This window comes from Cellulomonas hominis, from assembly GCF_005239125.1.
GTDB classification, from domain to species: Bacteria; Actinomycetota; Actinomycetes; order Actinomycetales; family Cellulomonadaceae; genus Cellulomonas; species Cellulomonas hominis_A.
In genome coordinates this window covers 1-20,655 of record NZ_SZYE01000003.1, presented here as the reverse complement: position 1 = coordinate 20,655, position 20,655 = coordinate 1, and the positions used below count along the sequence as shown (strand labels likewise).

The window sequence follows — 20,655 nt, the reverse complement described above, 5'->3', positions numbered from 1 at the left end:
CGCCGACCTCCTCGACGGGCACGCAACCTGCACCAGACTTTGCGCGGCGGCTACTCAACCGAAGCCGGATATGACCACTCAACCGCCCACCAGGGAGACCGACCTGGGCCACGCTGGGACCGCACAGCCGCGGCTCCAGCCGCGGTCCGACCACCCGGAGAGCGACCGTGGAACTGCTGGAGCAAGGACACCCGACGCTGCGAGAGTGGGCCGAGCCGCTCATGAAAGCCGAACTGCTCGCAAGCGTGTTCACGCGACCGATGACGGCGACCGACCTGCAACACTGGATCCAGCGCGGTGGCTCTTGGAGCGCGGTCGACGAACTCATCGCCGGCGACTCCGTGAAGCGGACCCGCGACGGCGGCCTCAGGATCAAACGGCCCCGGCACCGCTACGCCCTTGATGCGCTTCAGCGCGACCTGGGGCTCTGAAGCGGTTCACGCGCGCACGCTCTTGCCGGCCAGTTGCAGCGCCGCATCAGCAAGGCGCGCGGTAGGCCGTGTCTTGAGATCGACGACCACGGTGCCAACCCACCTCGCGTGCGAATCGGTCAGACGGGGGGTGCCCGCTGCCGAGCGGCCGGCATCGCCGGTCACGCCGCTCGCGCACCTGACCGCGCCGGGCCGCCCAGGCGGGGGGACCACCAGGAGGTCGCCGACCTGGCAGCCGAGCACGTCGCAGGCGGCGGTCAGCGTCGAGAACCGGATGGCCCGCGCCCGGTCGTTCTTCAGCACCGACAGGTTCACGACGCCGCCTACACCTGCCAACTCGGAGGCACCTCACCGCCCAGAAGGCCCTCCATACCGCCGAACCGTCTCATCGATTCCCTAGAGCCCGTCCGTTTCGCACACTCGACGAGCCGCGGCAATCAGGAGGACCGCAGCTCAGCGCGCCGCATCGCGCCGCCGCAGCGCCACCGAGATTCCGGCGTGGAATCCGAAAGATCTACGTGGAACCTACAGGACGTCCTACGCCTGCATGTCCACGAACCGCGAGTAGTGCCCCTGGAACGCCACGGTGATGACGTCGGTCGGGCCGTTACGGTGCTTGGCCACGATCAGGTCGGCCTCGCCCGCGCGCGGGGACTCGCGCTCGTAGGCGTCCTCGCGGTGCAGCAGGATCACCATGTCGGCGTCCTGCTCGATGGACCCGGACTCACGCAGGTCGGACATCGCGGGCTTCTTGTCGGTGCGCTGCTCGGGACCACGGTTCAGCTGCGACAGCGCGATGACCGGGACCTCGAGCTCCTTGGCGAGCAGCTTGAGCGCGCGGGAGAACTCCGAGACCTCCTGCTGGCGGGACTCGACGCGCTTGCCGGAGGACATCAGCTGCAGGTAGTCGATGATCACGAGCTTGAGGTCGTGCTTCTGCTTGAGCCGCCGGCACTTCGCGCGGATCTCCATCAGCGACATGTTGGGCGAGTCGTCGATGAACAGCGGGGCCTCGGTGAGCTTGCCCTGGATCTGCGCGAGCTTCTGCCAGTCGTCGTCGCCCATCGAGCCGTTGCGCATCTTCTGCAGCGGCACGCGCGCCTCGGCGGACAGCAGACGCATCGTGATCTCGGAGCGGCTCATCTCGAGCGAGAACACGACGGACGCCTGCTGGTGCTTGATGGACGCGGCGCGCGCGAAGTCGAGGGCGAGGGTCGACTTGCCGATCGCGGGTCGGGCCGCGATGACGATCATCTGGCCGGGGTGCAGGCCGTTGGTGAGCCGGTCGAGGTCGGCGAACCCGGTGGGGACGCCGACCATGCCCTCGCCGCGGTGCCCGGCGGACTCGATCTCGTCCAGGGTGCCGGCGACGACCTCGCCGAGGCGGTGGTAGTCCTCGGTGGTGCGGCGGTCGCTGACCGCGTAGACCTCGGCCTGGGCGTTGTTGACGATCTCCTCGACGTCGCCGCCGTCGGTCGCGTACCCGAGCTGCACGATGCGGGTGCCGGCCTCGACCAGGCGGCGCAGCACGGCGCGCTCCCGGACGATGCGGGCGTAGTACCCGGCGTTCGCCGCGGTCGGCACCATCGAGATGAGGGTGTGCAGGTAGGGCACGCCGCCGACGCGGCCGATCTCGCCGCGCTTGGTCAGCTCGTCCGCGACGGTGACGGCGTCGGCGGGCTCGCCGCGGCCGTACAGGTCGAGGACCGCGTCGTAGATCGCCTCGTGCGCCGGGCGGTAGAAGTCGCTGCCGCGGATCTCCTCGACGACGTCCGCGATGGCGTCCTTCGAGATCATCATGCCGCCGAGGACGCTCTGCTCGGCGTCGAGGTCTTGCGGCGGGGTCCGGTCGAACGCCGCGCGGCCCTGCCCCGCGGGGGCTCCGTACTCGAGCTCCTCGATCGTCACGCTGCTGCCCGCCCCACCTTCGCTCGTCCCCCGGCGACTGCCGTCGAACACCCGTTCTAGCACCGCCCCCCGACACGTCGGCGGAGGGCGGGCGAGCGAGTCCGGTCCGCGCGCCGACGCGAGGTTAGGACCCCGGGGGACCGTCCGTCGAGCGAGACGTCCACAGGGGCTGGGGACGAGCTTGTGGAAGGCTGTGGACACGCACCGTGAGATGTCCACAGGTCGTGGACACAGGTGTGGATGAAGCCGGGCACGCCTGTGATCAGGGCGTTCTCACCGGCGCAAACACTGTGAACCCATGTGGACGGGAAGAAGTTGGCCGCCATTTCACGCCTCGGACAGATGCCGTCCACCGTCGACCGCCAGATCCTCGGCCTGGCGGTGCCCGCGCTGGGCGCGCTCGTCGCCGAGCCGCTGTTCGTGCTGGTCGACTCGGCCATCGTCGGGCGGCTGGGGACGACGGAGCTCGCGGGGCTGTCGCTCGCGTCGACGCTCCTGGTGACCGTCGTGGGCCTGTGCGTGTTCCTCGCGTACGCCACGACCGCGGTGGTCGCGCGCCGGCTCGGGGCCGGCGACCGGTCGGGTGCCCTCCAGGTCGGCGTCGACGGCCTGTGGCTCGCGGCCGGGCTCGGCGTGCTGCTGGCGGCGGTGGCGCTGCTCGTCGCCCCGTGGGCCGTGGGCGCGCTCGGGGCGACCGGCGACGTCGCGGACCAGGCGGTGCTCTACCTGCGCGCGTCCGCGCCGGGCCTGCCGGGGATGCTGGTCGTGCTCGCCGCCACGGGCGCCCTCCGCGGTCTGCAGGACACGAAGACGCCCCTCGTGGTCGCCGGGGTCGGTGCCGCCGTGAACGCCGTCCTCAACGTGGTGCTGGTCTACGGCCTGCACCTGGGGATCGCCGGCTCGGGCGCCGGCACCGCCGCGACCCAGGTCGGCATGGGGATCGTCCTGACGGTGGTCGTCGTCCGGGGTGCCCGCGCCGCCGGGGCGTCGCTGCGGCCCGCGCCGGGCGGCATCCTCGCGGGCGTCCGCACCGGCACCCCGCTGCTGCTCCGCACCCTGTCCCTGCGCGCCGCGATCCTGCTGACCGTGTGGGTCGCCACCGGGCTCGGCCCCGTCGCGCTGGCCGGCCACCAGGTGGTCAACGCCATCTGGGGCTTCGTGGCGTTCGCGCTCGACGCGCTGGCGATCGCCGCGCAGGCGCTCATCGGCCACGCCCTCGGCGCCGGGGACACCGGCCTGGTGCGCGCGCTGCTCCGCCGCACGCTGGCCTGGGGCGTCGGCGCGGGTGTCGTGCTCGGGGTCGTCACCGGCGGTCTCGGGTGGTGGCTGTCCGCCCTGTTCACCTCGGACCCCGACGTGCGCCACGCGGTGACCCTGAGCCTGGCGGTGGCGGCGGTGCTGATGCCGATGGCCGGGTGGGTGTTCGTGCTCGACGGCGTGCTGATCGGCGCGGGTGACGGCCGGTTCCTCGCCGCGGCCGGCATGGTGACGCTCGTGGTCTACGTGCCGTTCGCGCTGGCGGTGCGCGCGTGGGCGCCGGACGGCTGGGCCGGGCTCGCGTGGCTGTGGGCGGCGTTCGCCGGGGTGTTCATGCTCGCCCGCGCGGTCACGACGGGCCTGCGCGCGCGTCGGGACACCTGGATGGTCACCGGGGCGTGACGCGCCCCGGTCGCGGGGCCACGGCCCGGTGGCCGGCCCGGTGGTGCCGCGCCGCGACCCCGGTCAGGTCCGGGGCGGGCCGTCGTCGTCCCCCGGCGGACCGGCCGGACCGTCGGCGTCGTCGGACTCGGACCGCCCCTGCATCGCGAGGATCAGGAACACCACGCCGACCGGGAAGAACGCGAACGCCGACGCCCGCATCGAGTCGTTGAGCAGCCCGGACATGCCGAGCACGATGAACACGATCCCGATGGGCAGGTAGGCGGCTCGCCCGCCCGTCGCGTCCTCCGCCGGCTCCGGCGGGGGCCCGGACCCGGGACCGCCCGGCTCGTCCGGCGGGGCGGGGGTGCGCTCGTCCGACATGCCCCGACCGTAGGCCGACCCGGGGCGCGGGCGCCTCGGCCGCGGGACGGATCTCCGGCTCGTCACGCGCCCAGATCGGCGCTTCGCGCCGAGATCGGTCCCTGCGACCACCGATCTCGGGTGGAAGCGCCGATCTCGGCGCCGGGCGCACGCCCCCCGGAGACGACCGCGCCCCCGCCCCGGGGACCGGGACGGGGGCGCGGTTCGCGCGGGCGCGAGGCGTCAGGCCGCGACGACCTTGACGGTCAGCTTCGCGGAGACCTCCGGGTGCAGGCGGACCTGCACCGCGTACTCGCCGGTCGACTTGATCGGCTGCGCGACCTCGATCTTGCGGCGGTCGATCGACGGGCCACCGGCGGCCTTGACGGCCTCGGCGATCTCGGCGGTCGTGACGGCACCGAACAGGCGGCCGGCGTCGCCGGACTTCGCCGAGACGGTCACCGGGTTGCCCTGGAGCGAGTCGCGCACGGCGCGCGCCTCGTCGAGGGTGGCGATCTCACGGGTCTTGCGAGCACGGCGGATCGCCGTGATCTCCTTCTCCGCACCCTTGCTCCACGCGGTCGCGAGACCACGCGGGACGAGGTAGTTGCGGGCGTACCCGTCCTTGACGTCGACGACGTCGCCGGGAGCGCCGAGGCCCGTGACCTCGTGGGTCAGGATGAGCTTGGCCATCTTGTTGCTCCTTCTCAGCGAGCCGACGACGAGTACGGCAGGAGCGCCATCTCGCGGGCGTTCTTCACGGCCCGCGCGATCGCGCGCTGCTCCTGGACGGACACGCCGGTCACGCGGCGGGCGCGGATCTTCCCGCGGTCGGAGATGAACTTCCGCAGCAGGGCGGTGTCCTTGTAGTCGACCGACTCGATCTTCGCCGCCTTGAGCGGGTTCTGCTTCTTCTTGGGCTTCCGGACAACGGCCTTGGCCATCGTGGTGCTCCTTGTTCTACGTACGGAGCCCGGGGCGTTGCCATGCCCCGGGATGGGATGTTCGTGATGGCGCGCGCGGCGCCGGTGCCGACCTGGCGGTCAGCCGTGCTCGATCAGAACGGGGGCTCGTCGGAGTAGCCGCCCGCGCCGCCGCCGCCCGCGGGCGTGGCCCACGGGTCGTCCTGCTGCGCGGCCTGGCCGCCGCCGTTGAACCCGCCACCGCCGCCGCCACCGCCGTTGAAGCCGCCGCCACCGCCGCCGCCGAACCCGCCGCCGCCACCACCGGACCGCTGGGTCCGGGTGACCTTGGCCGAGGCGTAGCGGAGCGACGGGCCGACCTCGTCGACCTGCAGCTCGTAGACGGTGCGCTTCTCGCCCTCACGGGTCTCGTAGGACCGCTGGACGAGGCGGCCGCTGACGATCACGCGGGTGCCCTTGGTGAGCGACTCGGCGACGTTCTCCGCCGCCTCCCGCCAGATCGAGCAGCGGAGGAACAGCGTGTCGCCGTCCTTCCACTCGTTGCTCTGGCGGTCGAACGTGCGCGGCGTGGACGCCACGGTGAAGTTCGCGACCGCGGCGCCGGACGGCGTGAACCGCAGCTCCGGGTCGGCGGTCAGATTCCCGATCACCGTGATGGTGGTGTCACCAGCCATGCCAGCTCCTCGTTCTCGTCGATGCTCGCGGGTGTCCCGCACGGTACGCGCGCGGTCTGACGCGTCAGGACTCCTTGCGGAGGACCTTCGTGCGCAGGACGACCTCGTTCAGGCCCAGCTGACGGTCCAGCTCCTTGGCGGTGTCCGACGTCGAGGAGAAGTCGACGACGGCGTAGATGCCCTCGGACTTCTTCTTGATGTCGTACGCCAGGCGGCGACGGCCCCAGATGTCCACGTTGTCGACGGAGCCGCCGTCGGTCTTGACGACCGACAGGTACTTGTCGAGCGACGGGGCGACGGTGCGCTCGTCGATGCTGGGGTCGAGGATGATCATGATCTCGTACTGACGCAGGCTCATACCCACCTCCTCTGGTCTCGGCGGCCACGGTCGTTCCGTGGCAGGAGGGTGTCGTTGCGTCGCTGCCCCCGGAGGTGACCGTCGATGGCGACGGTCGGGCGGGCACAGCAGCGCACCAGTCTACCCGGTCGGACGACCCCTCGGGGCCGCCCGACCGGGTGGACGGTGCGGGTCGTGGTCCGCGCGGCTCAGCCGCCGGCGCCGGGCGCCGGGTTGGCCTGGCTGTTGCCGGCCTGCCCGTTGTTGCCGGCCTGGCCGGCGCCCTGGGTCGGCTGCTGCGTCGGCTGGGGCTGCGGCTGCGGCCCCTTCGACACCCGCAGGGTGACGGTCGACCCGGGAGCCACCTGCGACCCCTCGCCGGGACTCGCACCGAGGACGGTGCCCGGGGCCGCGGCGTTGAACTCCTCGGCCACCGAGGGCACCAGGCCCGCGTTCTGCAGCGCGGCCTGCGCGTCGCCGGAGAGCTGGCCGGTGAGCCCGGACGGCACCGCGACCGTCGTCGGCTCCTCCGGCTCCGGCGCCTGGGTCTCGACGGGGGCCTGCGTGGTCGGCGTCGAGGTCGGCGCCGAGGCGCGGTTCACGTTCGCGCGCGCCGGGAAGTCCACCACGGGGGCGTACTTCTCGACCTGGAACACCTTGCCCATGTAGTCGGCCCACACCGCGGCGGGCCAGGTGGCGCCCGTGATCCCGCGGTCGTTGACCGTGAGCGACCGGCCGGACGCGTCCTCGCCCCAGGGGGTGATCGTGACGGGGTCGCTGCCGTTGTCGCCGACCTGGCTGAGGGACACCGCGGTGGCGATCTGCGGCGTGAAGCCCACGAACCACGCGGACTTGTTGTCGTTCGAGGTGCCGGTCTTGCCGGCGATCGGGCGGTCGAGCGGGCTCACGTAGGCCCGGCCGGAGCCCTTCTCGACGACCTGGGTCATCGCGTAGGTCGTGTCGGCCATGACGTCGGCCTCGAACTGCTGGACCGGCTGCGTCTGGCCGGAGTAGGCCACGTCGCCGTCGGGGTAGGTGGCCTGGGCGACCATGAACGGCTTGTGGTAGACGCCCTGCGCGGCGATGGTCGCGTAGGCGGATGCCATGTCGAGCGTGGTGACCGCGTCGGTGCCGAGCACGTTGGACCGCTCGCTGTTGACGGGCGACTTCACGCCGGCGCGCTGGGCGACCTCGGCGGTCTTCTCCGGGCCGACCTCGAGGTTGAGCTGCGCGTACACCGTGTTCACGGACTGCTCGGTGGCCTTGACCAGGTCGATGGTGCCGAAGTCCTCGAAGCCGAAGTTGTTGACCTTCCAGTCCCCGAACTCCTGCGGGGAGTACCCCGGGTACGACTTGGTGAGCGGGACGCCGTTCTCCAGCCCGGCGATCAGCGTGAACGGCTTGAAGGTCGAGCCGGCCTGCTGGGTGCCGCGGGTGGCGCGGTTGATCTGGTCCGTCAGGAAGTCGCGGCCGCCGTACATCGACACGATGCCGCCCGTCGCGGGGTCGATCGAGACCACGCCGACCTTGAGGTTGGGCGAGGGGATCTCCCCGTTCGCGTGCTCGTACATGTCGTCGTCCTGGTCGAGCAGCTTGATCACCGAGTCGACCGCGTCCTGCTGGACCTGCGGCTCGATCGTCGTGGTGATCTTGAGCCCGCGCCGCTCGAGCATGTCCTCGGTGATGGTCCCGGTCGCGACGAGCTCCTGCTTCACGTAGTTCAGCAGGTAGCCGTTCGTGCCGCCGAGCCGGTCGCTCTGGGTGTACTCGACCGTCGCCGGGAACGTCTGCGCGTCCCGGTCGGCCTGGGTCAGGTAGCCGTCCCGGACCATGCCGTCGAGCACGCCGTTCCAGCGCTGCTCGGCCTTGTCCGGGCTGACCGCGGGGTCCCAGTTGCCGGGTGACGGGATGATGCCGGACAGCAGCGCGGCCTCGGAGACGGAGAGCTCGGCGGCGGGCTTGCCGAAGTACGCCTGGGCGGCGGCCTCGATGCCGTAGGCGCCCCGGCCGAAGTAGATGGTGTTGAGGTACCGGCCGAGGATCTGCTCCTTGGTCTCGGACTGCGCGATCTTGATCGCCAGCAGGGCCTCCTTGGCCTTGCCGACGTAGCTGACCGTGGTCTCGCCGACGTAGTAGCGCTCGACGTACTGCTGCGTCAGCGTGGAGCCGCCCTGCGTCGCGCCGCCCCGGACGTTGTTCCAGAACGCGCGCGCCATGCCGGTGATCGAGACGCCGGAGTTCTCGAAGAACGTCCGGTCCTCGGAGGACACCACCGCCTCGCCGACGTGGGCGGGCAGCGTCTCGTAGTCCACCAGGGTGCGGTTCGGCCCGGGGTACGTCCCGATCTCCGTGGTGCCGTCGGCGAAGTAGACGGTGGACGCCTGCTCCTCCGCGAACTCGTCGGGGGCCGGCACGTCGGTGAGCGCGTACGCGGCGACCGCGAGCCCGAGGCACAGGAAGACGAAGCCGGTGACGGCGCCGACGACGAACCGCCACGACGGCAGCCAGCGGTGCAGACCGCGGTAGCCCCGCCGGGGGTAGTCGATGATCCGCCGCCGACCGCCGGGCGCGGCGGTGCCGCGCGCGGGGGTCCCGGTGGACCGTCGGTTGGAGCCTGCCACGGCACTGCCTTCCTGTGGACTGCTGGGGGGGGCGGGCGGCAGGGAGCCGTCCGGGCCCGGATCAGTATGCGCGAGCGGTCGTGCCGCGCCCGCGGACGGGCGGCCCCTCCCGGCGACCTTCACGCGATCGCCACGAGGCCCCCCGCCGGGCTTCCCGGCCCGCTGATCATCCTGGCAGCCGCACCGGTCGCGGGCACGTGACCTGGGCCGCGAACCGCCGCCGGGACGGTCCGCCACGCCGGACGCGGCCCAGGTCTTGCCCGGATCACCCGCTTCGTCCTACCCTCCCCGATGTATCAGTTCGATACATCGCGATGCGGACAGCCGGACGGGAGGCCACGGTGCGCGGACGTTCCGACGTGCTCGAGTCGGCCATCCTCGGCCTGCTCCACGACTCCCCGATGCACGGCTACGAGCTGCGCAAGCGGCTCAACCTGCTGCTCGGCTCGTTCCGCGCGCTGTCGTACGGCTCGCTGTACCCCGCGCTCAAGTCCCTGGTCGCGCGCGGCCTCATCGCGGGGTCCGACCCGCAGCAGGCGCCCGCCCACGGCCTCGCCGGCAAGCGGGCCCGGATCGTCTACCAGCTCACCGCGGAGGGCAAGGAGCAGTTCCAGCACGTGCTGGCGTCCTCCGGCCCCGCGGCCTGGGAGGACGAGAACTTCGGCTTCCGGTTCGCGTTCTTCGGCCAGACCGACGCCGAGACCCGGCTGCGGATCCTCGAGGGCCGCCGCACCCGGATGACCGAGCGGCTGGAGCTGATCAAGGACTCCGTGTCCCGCACCCGCGTCCGCATGGACGAGTACACCCTCGAGCTGCAGCGTCACGGGCTCGAGCAGGTCGAGCGCGAGGTCCGCTGGCTCGACGACCTCATCGACCACGAGCGCAGCAACCGCGGCGCCCGTCCCCGGGGTGCCGGCCGTCCGGCCGACCCCCGCACGAACGCTGTCGAGGATGACTCCATCGTCGCGGCACTACCCCCTCAGAAGGAGCGAGGATGACCGCCATCCGCGTTGCGATCGCCGGCGTGGGCAACTGCGCCTCGTCGCTTGTCCAGGGCGTGCAGTTCTACGCCGACGCCGACCCGAGCGCCAAGGTCCCGGGCCTCATGCACGTGCAGTTCGGCGACTACCACGTCTCCGACCTGGAGTTCGTCCTGGCGTTCGACGTCGACGCCAAGAAGGTCGGCTTCGACCTGTCGGAGGCGATCGTCGCGTCCGAGAACAACACCATCAAGATCGCCGACGTCCCGCCGCTCGGCGTGACCGTCCAGCGCGGCCCGACCCTCGACGGCGTCGGCAAGTACTACGCGCAGACGATCGAGGTCTCCGACGCGGAGCCGGTCGACGTCGTCCAGGCGCTCAAGGACGCGAAGGTGGACGTCCTCGTCTCCTACCTGCCGGTGGGCTCCGAGGAGGCCGACAAGTTCTACGCCCAGGCCGCGATCGACGCGGGCGTGGCCTTCGTCAACGCGCTGCCGGTGTTCATCGCCTCCGACCCGGAGTGGGCGGCGAAGTTCGAGGCGGCCGGCGTGCCGATCGTCGGCGACGACATCAAGTCCCAGGTCGGCGCCACGATCACGCACCGCGTGCTCGCCCGCCTGTTCGAGGACCGCGGCGTCATCCTGGACCGCACGTACCAGCTGAACGTCGGCGGCAACATGGACTTCAAGAACATGCTCGAGCGCGAGCGCCTGGAGTCCAAGAAGATCTCGAAGACGCAGGCCGTCACCTCGAACCTCGAGGACGGCCCGCTGGCCGGCAAGAAGGACGACCGCAACGTCCACATCGGCCCGTCGGACTACGTCGCCTGGCTCGACGACCGCAAGTGGGCGTACGTCCGCCTCGAGGGTCGCGCGTTCGGCGAGGTGCCCCTGAACCTCGAGTACAAGCTCGAGGTCTGGGACTCCCCGAACTCGGCCGGCATCATCATCGACGCCGTCCGCGCCGCGAAGATCGCGCTGGACCGCGGCATCGGCGGCCCGATCCTGTCGGCGTCGACCTACTTCATGAAGTCCCCGCCGGTCCAGCACGAGGACCAGCACGGCCGGGAGCTCGTGGAGAAGTTCATCCGCGGCGAGATCGAGCGCTGATCCGGAGTGCAGCGGAGGGTGGGGCGCGAGCGCAGCGAGTGACCCGCCCGTAGCGGAACGCAGGATCAGCGCGACCAGGAGAACGGCGCGCTGCTTCCCGGGCGGCCACGGCGAAGGGCCCGGCACCACACGGTGCCGGGCCCTTCCGCGTGCCTCAGCCCCCCGCGATCTCCGCGCGCAGCTGGTCGAGCAGCGTCGCGAGCCCGTCCGCGAGCGCCTCGGCCTGCGCCCGGGTCGCGGTGGCGGACACCGTCCACACCCGGTCGGGGCCGCCGTCCGCGACCGGGACCGCCACGAACTCCTGCACCTGCGTCATCGGCACCGTCCCGCCGTCGACGGTCGTCGTGAAGTGCACCTCCTGCGCGACGGCGGAGTCGCCCCGCTGCTCGCGGCGCGCCACGACGACCTCCTGCTCGGTCGCCTCGATCGCGCGGACCGCCTCGGCGCCGAGCGCCACCACCAGGCCGGGGTCGGCCGAGCGCTGCACGCCCACCGTGACGTTGGCGGTGAAGCCGGCGTCCGGGGTCTCGTGCGCGGCGGCGAACGCGATGCCGGGCGTGCCGAGCGTCTCCGGCGGGATGAGGTGCCAGCCCTCCGGCAGCGGGGCGGCGTCCTGGGCGTCGGTGGTCATGCGTCTCCTCGGTTCCGGGGGTCCGCCGAGTGTAGGCAGGGGCACCGCTAGCCTGTCGGGGTGCAGGTGGTCTCCGATCTGAAGCAGCTGTGGCCCCTGGTGGACTTCCGGCGGCTGCTCACGGTCCGCCTGGTCAGCCAGTGCTCCGACGGCCTGTTCCAGGCCGGCCTGGCGACCCTGTTCTTCTTCTCGCCGGAGAACGCCACGACCGCGACCGGCGTGGCCGCCGCGTTCGCGGTGCTGCTGCTGCCGTTCACCGTCGTCGGGCCGTGGGCGGGCGTCCTGCTCGACCGCTGGCGCCGGCGGCAGGTGCTGCTGGTGGGCAACCTGGTCCGCGCCGGGCTGACGCTGGTCGTCGCGCTCGTCATGGCGACGGCGGGGGTGGGGCCCGCGGTGTACGTGCTGGCCCTCGCGACGCTGTCGGTCAACCGCTTCCTGCTGTCGGCGCTGTCGGCGTCCCAGCCGCGGGTGGTCGCCGGGCCGCTGCTGCTCACCGCCAACTCGATCACCCCGACCCTGGGGACGGTGTCGTCCGGGGTCGGCTGGGGCCTGGGGTTCCTGCTGAGCCTCGCGCTGCCCGACGGCGGCGCCCAGGACGTCGCCTCGCTGCTGACCGCGGCCGTGCTGATGACCGTCGCCGCGCTTCTGGCCACCCGGCTCGGGAAGGACCGGCTGGGGCCCGACGTCCGGGCCGACGCCGCCGAGCTGCGCCAGGCCCTCGGGACGCTGGCCCGCGGTCTCGTCGACGGGGCCCGGTACCTGGTGCGTCGCGGCACCCCCGCCCGCGCGCTCGGCGTCATGGCCGTGCACCGCTTCCTCTACGGGGCCGTGTTCATCGCGAGCCTGCTCATCTCCCGCAACCTGCTCTCCGACCCCGCCGACCCGCGCGCCGGGCTGGTCACGTTCGGCACGGTGGCCGCGGTCACCGGCGTCGGGTTCGCGCTGGCCATCGTCGTGACGCCCGTCGTCTCGCCGCTCATCGGCCCGCACGGCTGGGTCACGGCGTGCCTGCTGCTGGCCGCGGCGACGCAGGTGCTGCTCGTCTTCACCGTCGCCTACCCGGCTGTGCTCGCCGGGTCGCTCGTGCTGGGCCTGGCGGCGCAGGGCGCCAAGATCGCCGTCGACACGATCGTGCAGCGGGACACCGCCGACGCGTTCCGGGGCCGGGCCTTCGCGCTCTACGACGTCCTGTTCAACGCGGCGTTCGTCGGGGCGGCGGCCCTGGCCGCGGTGGCGCTGCCGGACACGGGGTGGTCCCCCGCCGTGTTCGCGCTGATCGCGGCGGGCTACCTGGCGACGGCGCTGGTCTACCGCACGCGGGCCACGGAGCCCGCCGAGGTGCCGGTCCCCGCCTGACCCGCCGGGTCAGCCCTGCCGGGCCGCCCACCAGGACTCGAGCTCGGCGCGGGCGCGCTCCTCCCCCAGCGGACCGTGCTCCATGCGCAGCTCGAGCAGGTGCTTGTACGCCTCGCCGACCTCGCGGCCGGGCGCGATGCCGAGGACCGCCATGATCTGCGTGCCGTCGAGGTCGGGCCGGATCGACGCCAGCTCCTCCGCCTCCGCGAGCCGCGCGATCCGCTCCTCCAGGTCGTCGTACGCCTCCGACAGCCGGCGCGCCTTGCGCACGTTCCGCGTGGTGCAGTCGGACCGGGTCAGCCGGTGCAGCCGCTCCAGCAGCGGGCCCGCGTCGGTGACGTAGCGGCGCACCGCCGAGTCCGTCCACGCGCCCTCGCCGTACCCGTGGAACCGCAGGTGCAGCTCGGTCAACCGGGCGACCGCCTGGACGGTCGCCTTGTCGAAGTGCAGCGCCCGCAGCCGCTTGGCCACGAGCTTGGCGCCCACGACCTCGTGGTGGTGGAACGAGACGCCGCCGCCCGGCTCGAACCGGCGGGTCGCCGGCTTGCCGATGTCGTGCAGCAGCGCGGCCAGGCGCAGCACGAGGTCCGGCCCGGGCACCGGGCCGTCCGGGCCGGTCTCCAGCGCGATCGCCTTGTCGAGCACCGTCAGCGAGTGCTCGTACACGTCCTTGTGGCGGTGGTGCTCGTCGATCTCGAGCCGCAGGGCGGGCAGCTCGGGCAGCACCTGCTGCGCCAGGCCGGTGTCGACGAGCACGCGCAGGCCCGGTCGGGGCTGCCGGGACAGCAGCAGCTTGACCAGCTCGTCGCGCACCCGCTCCGCCGACACGATCGCGACCCGGTCCGCCATGTCCGTCGCGGCCGCGAGCGTCGCCGGTTCCACGTGGAACCCGAGCTGCGCGGCGAACCGGGCGGCGCGCATCATGCGCAGCGGGTCGTCGTCGAACGACTGGCGGGGGTCCACCGGCGTGCGCAGGACGCCGCGCGCCAGGTCCCGCAGGCCGTCGAACGGGTCGACGAACGTGAGGTCCGGGAGCCGGATCGCCATGGAGTTCACGGTGAAGTCGCGGCGCGACAGGTCGCCCTCGAGCGAGTCGCCGAACGCCACCTCGGGCTTGCGGGACGAGGGGTCGTACGCGTCGGTCCGGTAGGTGGTCACCTCGACCACGACGTCCTCGGTGCCGCGGCGCCCGTGCCGCCGCGCGCCGATGGTGCCGAACGCCCGGCCGATGTCCCAGTGCGCGTCGCCCCACGCCGCGAGGATGCGCTCGGTCTCGTCGGGCGTGGCCGACGTCGTGAAGTCGAGGTCGGCGCTGGGCCGGCCGAGGAACGCGTCGCGCACGGGCCCGCCGACGAGGGCGAGCTCGTGGCCCGCCGCGCGGAACAGGTCGCCGAGCTCGAGGGCCGCCGGGGCCAGCCCCGCGATCACGCCGAGCGCGCGCTTCTGCAGGGCGAGCAGCGCCTCGGCGTCGACGCCGGTCCCCCCGCCCGCGGGTGCGAGGGCGTCCGCCGCGGCCGGGGACTCGTCGGGCGCGGTGCGGGGGGTCAGGTCGTCGGACGGCACGACGACCAAGCCTGCCAGATCGGCGCGGCGGCCCGCCCCGCCGGGGGTCCCGGGGCCGGGTCCGCGCGCCCGCTCCCGACCCGTCGGGGCGGTCCCGCCGCGGCTCCGCCGCCGGTCGGCCCGCACAGGTCCTCCACGCCGAGTCCGTCCGGCGGCCGTGACGGAGTCGTTACAGTGGCCTGCATGCCCGAGCCCGCGCGCGCCCTGCCCCCGCAGGGCGTCCCCGCGCCGCCGGGCGGTCACGCGCTGCGGATCGACCCCCGCGCGACCCGGCCGCGGCACCCGCACCTGCCCGTCGTCGAGGAGACGTCCGCCGGCGGTCTGGTCGTGCGCCTGGACGCCGGGCTGCACGTCGCCGCCGTGATCGCGCGCCGCAACCGCGCCGGTCGGCTGGAGTGGTGCCTGCCGAAGGGGCACCTCGAGGGCGAGGAGACGCCGGAGCAGGCGGCCGTCCGCGAGATCGCCGAGGAGACGGGCATCGTCGGCCGCATCGTGCGGCGCCTCGGCGTCATCGACTACTGGTTCACCGGGGACGACCGCCGCGTGCACAAGATGGTGCACCACTATCTCCTCGGGGCGGTCGGCGGCGAGCTGACCGTCGAGGGTGATCCGGACGGCGAGGCGGAGGACGTGGCGTGGGTACCGGTGGTGGACCTGCCGGGGCGGCTCGCGTACCCCAACGAGCGACGACTGGCCGAGGCCGCGCACGTGGTCCTCGTCGGCGAGGCATGAGGCTGCGCGGCACCGCGGGGCGCGCACGGGCGGTCACGGCGGCGGTCCTGGCCGCCTGCGTGGTCGCGCTCTCGGGCGTCCCGGCGCTCGGCTCCGTCCCGGCGGCCCCGCTCCCGGCGGCCCCGCTCGCGGCGGCCGGGCCCGCCGCGGCGGCCCCCGTCGTCCCGGCCGCCCCGTCCACCGACGACCTGCCGGTCTCCGTCGCGATCACCGCGGTCGCGCCCCAGGTGCTGCAGCCGGGCGAGGACCTCACCGTGACGGCGACGCTGCGCAACGACGGCGACGAGGTCGTCGAGTCCCCGCGCGCGTCCGTCCGGATCTACCGCTACCGGATGTCCACCCGCGAGCAGGTCGCCGCGTGGGCCGACGCCGGCGACTCCAGCCCCATCGGCGACGTCGCCGCCGTGACCACGCTCGACGCCCCGCTCGAGCCGGGCGCGAGCGCCACGGTCCAGGTGACCGTGCCCGCCGCCGACATCGGCCTGCTGCGCACCGACGACGCCTGGGGCCCGCGCGGGCTCACCCTCGACGTCACCGACGGCCGCACCCGGGTCGGCCTGGACCGCTCCTACCTGATCTGGAACTCCGCGACCGAGCTGCCGACCGCGCAGGTGGGCGTGCTGTCCGCGGTGGTCGGGCCCGCCACCGACCCCTCGCTCGGCGACGACGACGAGGGCGCCGAGGACGGCACGGCCGCGGGCGCCGCACCGACACCCACGCCGACCCCGACCGGCGGCGAGGCCGCCGCGGAGACCGGAGACGACGGCGCGGGCACCGACGACCGGCTCGCCGCGCTCACCGCCGCGGGCGGTCGGCTGAGCAAGCTGCTGCAGGCGACCGGGGAGCACCCGTTCGTCTCCTGGGCGGTCGACCCGGCGCTGGTCGACAGCGCGGCGAGCGGCTCCCGCGCCGACCAGGCCTGGCTGTCCGCGCTGACCGGCGCGGCCGCGGACCGCGAGGTGCTGCGTCTGCCGTGGGCCGACCCGGACCTCGGCGCGGTGGCGCACGCCGGCGACCCGGAGGGGAGCGCCGACCTGCTCGCGCTGGCCCGCGGCGTCCCCTCGGAGGCCGGCGCCGACCTGTGGGCGGACGCCGGTCCCGTGCTCTGGACCGCGGACGACGTGCCGGACCTCGTCACCGCGGCCCGCGCCGCGCAGTCCGACCCCGGCACGCCGCTGGTGGTCGGCCCCGACGCCATGCCCGCCGAGGACTCCGAGTCGCCCAGCTCCCCCACCACGGTCGGCACGACGGCCGGTGCCGTCACCGCGCTGGTCCCCGACCCGACGCTCTCGGACCTGCTGTCCGACCCCGCGACCTCCCAGCCGGGCGTCACCGCGGCCACGGCGGCGCAGCGGGTGCTCGCCGAGACGGCCGTGCTCGCGCGGTCCGACGACGCGCGGGACACCTACGTCCTCGCCACCACGCCGCGTGACTGGCAGCCCTCGGCGGCGGTCACCCAGGCGCAGCTGGCCGCCCTCGGGTCGGCTCCCTGGGTCGACACCACCACCGTCGCCGAGATGCTCACCGCGCACGCGGCGGGCCGCGCCGACGGGGACGACGCCGAGCGCGCCCCGCTGCCGGCGTCGCAGCGCTCCGACGCCGAGCTCACTCCCGCGTGGGTGAACGCGCTCGCGGCCCAGTGGCGGTCGGCGGGCGAGTTCGCCGCGGTGGTGCCGGACCCGGCCGCGCTGCTCGCGGGGCTCGACGCCGACCTCGTCGCCCCCCTGGCCGTCGCCTGGCGCGCGGACCCCGACGGCCGCGCCGCCGCCATCAAGGACGCGATCGCCGAGTCGCAGCAGCGGCAGTCCGGGCTCGAGGTCGTGCTCAACGAGCAGTTCACCGTCATCTCGAGCTCGGCGCAGATCAGCGTCGCCGTCCGCAGCACCCTCGACCAGCCCGCGCGGGTCCGGGTCGAGCTCCGCCCGCAGAAGGCCTGCCTGGACACCGCGCGCTCGCCGGTGACCGAGGTCGCGCCGAAGGCCGACACCACGGTGACGATGACCCTGCGCGCGAGCGCGAACTGCGACGTGACGGTGGACGTCTCCCTGGTGTCCGAGTCCGGGCGCCAGCTCGCCACGCCGCAGGAGTTCTCCGCGCGGGTGGCCCCGACGATCGAGAGCGTCGGCGGCGTCGTCGTCGGCGTGCTGCTGGCGCTCGCCCTGACCTTCGGCATCTGGCGGACCGTGCGCCGGGGGCAGACCGCTCGTCGCGGCGCGCGGGTCCTCCGCGACGCCGCCGCCGAGGGCGCCGCCGGCGGCGACCCCGCACCGACGCCCCCGCCCGCCACCCGCCCGGGCGACGCACCCCCCTCACGACAGGACCACCCATGACCTCCCCCGCCACCGACGCGGGCGCTCCGGACCCGGACGGCACCGCCGCGGGCGCGACGGCCGGCGGCGGCACGGACGCCGGACCCGGCGCCCCGGCCGGCGCCACCGCCACCCGCGTCCCGGGCCTGCGCCGGTCCTCGCTCGTCATGGCCTCCGGCACGGCCGCGTCCCGCGTGCTCGGCGTCGTCAACACCGCCCTGCTGGGCTGGGCGATCGGGGTCACCGGCGAGGTCGCGAACGCGTTCTCCGTCGCGAACAAGCTGCCCAACACGCTCTACCTGCTGATCGCCGGCGGCGTGCTGAACGCGGTGCTGGTGCCGCAGGTGGTGCGCGCGTACCAGCGCGCCGACGGGCAGCAGTACGTCGACCGGCTGCTGACCGTGGGCATCGTGCTGCTCGGCGGGCTGACCGTCGTGCTCACCGCCGCCGCGCCGCTGTTCGTCGCGTTCTACTCCTCGTTCCCGGACCCGGAGGTGACCCGGTTCGCGACCGCCCTCGCGTTCTGGTGCATCCCGCAGGTGTTCTTCTACGGGCTGTACTCCCTGCTGGGCCAGGTGCTGAACGCACGCGGGTCGTTCGGCCCCTACATGTGGGCGCCGGTCGTCAACAACGTCGTGTTCATCGGCGGGCTGCTCCTGCTCGCGCAGGTGTTCGGGCGCACCTCCGACGGCGCCGAGGTCGGCGACTGGACAGCGGGCCAGACCGCCCTGCTCGGCGGCGCGGCCACGCTGGGCATCGTCGTGCAGGCACTCGTGCTGCTGGTGCCGCTCTACCGCAGCGGGTTCCGGTACCGGCCCCGGTGGGGGCTGCGCGGCTCCGGCCTGGGCAACGCGGGCCGGGTGGCGACCTGGACGTTCCTCGGGCTGCTGGTCGGCCAGATCGGCGTCTGGCGGATCAGCGTGGTCGCGAGCTCGGTCGCGACCCAGGGTGCCGCCGGCAACGCGGTCTACGACCGGGCCTTCCTCATCTTCATGCTGCCGCACTCGCTGGTCACGGTGTCGCTCGCGACGGCGCTGTTCACCCGGCTCTCCGGCCGCGCCGCCGCCGGCGACACGGCGGCCGTCCGGTCCGACCTGTCGCTCGGCCTCCGGACGGTCGGCGTGTTCACCGTGCTCGCCACGACGGGCATCGCGGTGCTGGCGTTCCCGCTCGGCCGGGCGCTGTTCCCGGAGTCGCCGGACCGCGAGGTGCACGCGCTCGCCACCACCGTGGTCGCGCTCGTGCTCGGCCTCGTGGCCTTCGGCATCTGGTCGCTCTGCCAGCGCGTGTACTACGCCTACGAGGACGCGCGGTCGATGGTGCCCGTGCAGGTGGTCATGGCCGCCGTGGTCGTCGGCGGCACCGAGATCGGGCGCGCCACGCTCGACGACCGGTACTGGGTCGCCGCGGCCTGCCTCTCGATGGCGGTGTCGTACGCGGTCGGCGCCGGCGTCGCGCTCGTGTCGGTGCACCGGCGGCTCGGCGGGATCGACGGGCGCCGCGTGCTGGCGCTGCACGTCAAGGCGCTGGCCGGCGCGGTGCTCGCGGCCGGCGCGGGCCTCGCCCTGCTCGCGGAGCTCGGGCCCGTGGACACCTGGGGGCGGGCGGTGCTCGCCTGCGTGCTCGGTGCCGTCGTGATGTCGGGCGTCTACGTCGGCGTGCTGCTGCTGCTCCGGGTGCGCGAGCTCCACACGCTCGCGGCCCCCGTGCTGCGCCGGCTGGGCCGGTCGTGACCACCGGCGCGCGGCCCCACCCGGGTGCCCGGGACCGGGCGCGCATCGGACGCGGGGACCCCCTGCCCGTCTAGCATGGCAAGGAGCCTCGGCCCTCGGCGGCCGGGCTCGACGCACACCGACGACCGGACGGAGGACGAGTGGTGCAGGCCCGCCCCGGCGACCCCGGACGACCCGACGCCCCCGTGCTCGGCCGGCTCGGCGGCACCGTCGCCGGCCGGTACCGGCTCGACGAGCGCCGGCCCACCGACCTGCCGTCCGCCGAGCGCTGGACCGCCACCGACCAGATCCTCGCCCGGCCCGTGACCGTGACGCTGGTGTCCGGCCCGCGTACCGCCGCGGTCCTGGACGCCGCCCGGCGCGCCGCGCTCGTGGTCGAGCCCCGGCTCGCCCGCATCCTCGACGTCGGCCAGGCCGACGGCACCGGCTACGTCGTCACGGCCGCCGTCGAGGGCCGCAGCCTCGCGGCTCTCGCCGGCCGCGCCCCGCTGCCCGCCGACCAGGCGCGCGCCGTCGTGGGCGAGGTCGCCGCCGCCCTCGAGGCCGCCCGCCGCCGCGGCGTGCACCACCTCGCCCTGCGCCCCGACGCCGTCGTCCTCACCGCCGCCGGCCGCGTGGTGCTCGAGGGCCTCGCGGTCGACGGCGAGCTGGTCGGCGCGGCCGGCGGCACCGCGCACGCGATGAGCCGCGCGGACGCGGTCGGCCTGGTCCGCGTGCTGTACGCCGCCCTGACCGGCCGGTGGCCCTCCGTGTCCGCCTCCGGCCCGGGCGCCCTGCCCACCTTCGCCGAGTGGTCCGCCGGCGGACCGGCGCCGTCCCGCGCGGCCGTCGAGCTCGACGCCGGCCTGCCGCTCGCGCCCGAGCACGACGGCGCGCCGCTGCCGCCCGTCGACCTGGTGGGCAGCGTCCCCGCCGACCTCGACACGCTGTGCGCGGTCACGCTCGGACCGCACGACGACGGGCCGCACAGCCCCGGCGAGCTCGTGCGCGAGCTCGAGCCCTGGCGCGCCGTCCGCGCCGACGAGATCTTCCGTGCCGCCGACGCCGGCCGCTGGCCCGCCCTCCCGGGACAGGTGCCCGCGGGGGCCGCCGCCGCAGGCGCCGGGGCCGCTGGTGCCGGGGCCTCCACCGCGGCGGCCGCCGCGGGGGCGGGGACCGGCACGACCACCGCACCTCCGACGGGAAGCAGCCCGATGACCGACGACCAGAAGCCCGCAGCGGACGACACGACGACGCCGGCGCAGGGCGCGCCGCAGGGCGGCGCGGGGAGCGCCGACGCGGCGGGTGCGGGCACGACCGGCGCGGCGGGTGCGGGCACGACCGGCGCAGCGGGTGCGGGCGCGGCGG

17 protein-coding genes and 2 pseudogenes are annotated in these 20,655 nt (G+C 74.3%); 9 read left to right on the top strand and 10 right to left on the bottom strand.

The annotated features are described in order from the left end of the window. Window positions 1-167: 167 nt before the first annotated feature. Window positions 168-431 carry a hypothetical protein gene (locus tag FA014_RS01015; protein ID WP_154727856.1) on the top strand — a complete coding sequence of 88 codons (264 nt, stop codon included), beginning with the start codon at window positions 168-170 and terminating at the stop codon, window positions 429-431. A gap of 207 nt (window positions 432-638) precedes the next feature. On the opposite strand, the pseudogene FA014_RS01010 reads toward FA014_RS01015, so the two are convergent. Continuing rightward, window positions 639-773 (bottom strand): annotated as a pseudogene (locus tag FA014_RS01010) (helix-turn-helix domain-containing protein); the annotation flags it as partial. A 195-nt stretch (window positions 774-968) separates the two neighbouring features. Beyond that, a complete protein-coding gene (gene dnaB / locus FA014_RS01005; RefSeq protein ID WP_154727855.1) occupies window positions 969-2,339 on the bottom strand; it encodes a replicative DNA helicase in 1,371 nt (456 codons plus the stop codon). 342 nt (window positions 2,340-2,681) lie between these two features. On the opposite strand from dnaB, the gene FA014_RS01000 reads away from it, so the two are divergent. Next, the gene (locus tag FA014_RS01000; protein ID WP_154727854.1) at window positions 2,682-3,998 is read left to right on the top strand and encodes an MATE family efflux transporter; all 1,317 of its coding nucleotides are present in this window, start codon (window positions 2,682-2,684) and stop codon (window positions 3,996-3,998) included. Window positions 3,999-4,061: 63 nt separating this feature from the next. Here the strand turns inward: FA014_RS01000 and FA014_RS00995 are convergent, their stop codons facing one another. The 6 genes from FA014_RS00995 to FA014_RS00970 all read right to left on the bottom strand — a co-directional run bounded on the left by FA014_RS00995 (window position 4,062) and on the right by FA014_RS00970 (window position 8,895). Then, the gene (locus FA014_RS00995; protein WP_154727853.1) at window positions 4,062-4,361 is read right to left on the bottom strand and encodes a hypothetical protein; all 300 of its coding nucleotides are present in this window, start codon (window positions 4,359-4,361) and stop codon (window positions 4,062-4,064) included. A gap of 222 nt (window positions 4,362-4,583) precedes the next feature. After that, window positions 4,584-5,033, bottom strand: coding sequence for a 50S ribosomal protein L9 (gene rplI / locus FA014_RS00990; RefSeq protein WP_154727852.1), 450 nt, complete (start codon window positions 5,031-5,033; stop codon window positions 4,584-4,586). Window positions 5,034-5,047: 14 nt separating this feature from the next. After that, the gene (gene rpsR, locus FA014_RS00985) at window positions 5,048-5,284 is read right to left on the bottom strand and encodes a 30S ribosomal protein S18 (RefSeq protein ID WP_013772910.1); all 237 of its coding nucleotides are present in this window, start codon (window positions 5,282-5,284) and stop codon (window positions 5,048-5,050) included. A 113-nt stretch (window positions 5,285-5,397) separates the two neighbouring features. Continuing rightward, complete coding sequence (locus FA014_RS00980; protein WP_154727851.1) at window positions 5,398-5,937, bottom strand: single-stranded DNA-binding protein; 540 nt, start codon at window positions 5,935-5,937, stop codon at window positions 5,398-5,400. A 64-nt stretch (window positions 5,938-6,001) separates the two neighbouring features. Continuing rightward, window positions 6,002-6,295 (bottom strand): 30S ribosomal protein S6, encoded by a 294-nt coding sequence (rpsF, locus tag FA014_RS00975; protein ID WP_147795064.1) that lies wholly within the window; start codon window positions 6,293-6,295, stop codon window positions 6,002-6,004. A 188-nt stretch (window positions 6,296-6,483) separates the two neighbouring features. After that, window positions 6,484-8,895: a transglycosylase domain-containing protein gene (locus tag FA014_RS00970; RefSeq protein WP_195969102.1), complete on the bottom strand. Its 2,412-nt coding sequence runs from the start codon at window positions 8,893-8,895 to the stop codon at window positions 6,484-6,486. A 341-nt stretch (window positions 8,896-9,236) separates the two neighbouring features. On the opposite strand from FA014_RS00970, the gene FA014_RS00965 reads away from it, so the two are divergent. Together FA014_RS00965 and FA014_RS00960 are read left to right on the top strand one after the other, a co-directional pair. Next, complete coding sequence (locus FA014_RS00965; RefSeq protein ID WP_154727849.1) at window positions 9,237-9,893, top strand: PadR family transcriptional regulator; 657 nt, start codon at window positions 9,237-9,239, stop codon at window positions 9,891-9,893. Beyond that, window positions 9,890-10,984, top strand: coding sequence for an inositol-3-phosphate synthase (locus FA014_RS00960; RefSeq protein WP_154727848.1), 1,095 nt, complete (start codon window positions 9,890-9,892; stop codon window positions 10,982-10,984). The genes FA014_RS00965 and FA014_RS00960 overlap by 4 nt, the downstream gene beginning before the upstream one ends. Before the next feature lie 154 nt (window positions 10,985-11,138). On the opposite strand, the gene FA014_RS00955 is transcribed toward FA014_RS00960, so the two are convergent. Next, entirely contained in the window at window positions 11,139-11,615 is a 477-nt protein-coding gene (locus FA014_RS00955; RefSeq protein WP_154727847.1) for a hypothetical protein, read from the bottom strand. A gap of 60 nt (window positions 11,616-11,675) precedes the next feature. Here FA014_RS00955 and FA014_RS00950 point away from each other — a divergent pair, with 60 nt between their 5' ends. After that, entirely contained in the window at window positions 11,676-12,971 is a 1,296-nt protein-coding gene (locus FA014_RS00950; RefSeq protein ID WP_154727846.1) for an MFS transporter, read from the top strand. Window positions 12,972-12,980: 9 nt separating this feature from the next. On the opposite strand, the gene FA014_RS00945 is transcribed toward FA014_RS00950, so the two are convergent. Then, entirely contained in the window at window positions 12,981-14,429 is a 1,449-nt protein-coding gene (locus FA014_RS00945; RefSeq protein WP_328288162.1) for a CCA tRNA nucleotidyltransferase, read from the bottom strand. Between the two features lie 288 nt (window positions 14,430-14,717). Here FA014_RS00945 and FA014_RS00940 point away from each other — a divergent pair, with 288 nt between their 5' ends. The 4 genes and pseudogenes from FA014_RS00940 to FA014_RS00925 form a co-directional block, all read left to right on the top strand. Beyond that, window positions 14,718-15,266, top strand: a complete 549-nt coding sequence (locus FA014_RS00940) for an NUDIX hydrolase (protein WP_154727845.1) — start codon at window positions 14,718-14,720, stop codon at window positions 15,264-15,266. Beyond that, entirely contained in the window at window positions 15,263-17,596 is a 2,334-nt protein-coding gene (locus tag FA014_RS00935; RefSeq protein WP_154727844.1) for a DUF6049 family protein, read from the top strand. The genes FA014_RS00940 and FA014_RS00935 overlap by 4 nt, the downstream gene beginning before the upstream one ends. After that, window positions 17,593-19,308: a murein biosynthesis integral membrane protein MurJ gene (gene murJ, locus FA014_RS00930; protein ID WP_154727843.1), complete on the top strand. Its 1,716-nt coding sequence runs from the start codon at window positions 17,593-17,595 to the stop codon at window positions 19,306-19,308. The genes FA014_RS00935 and murJ overlap by 4 nt, the downstream gene beginning before the upstream one ends. Before the next feature lie 143 nt (window positions 19,309-19,451). Beyond that, window positions 19,452-20,655 (top strand): annotated as a pseudogene (locus FA014_RS00925) (hypothetical protein); the annotation flags it as partial.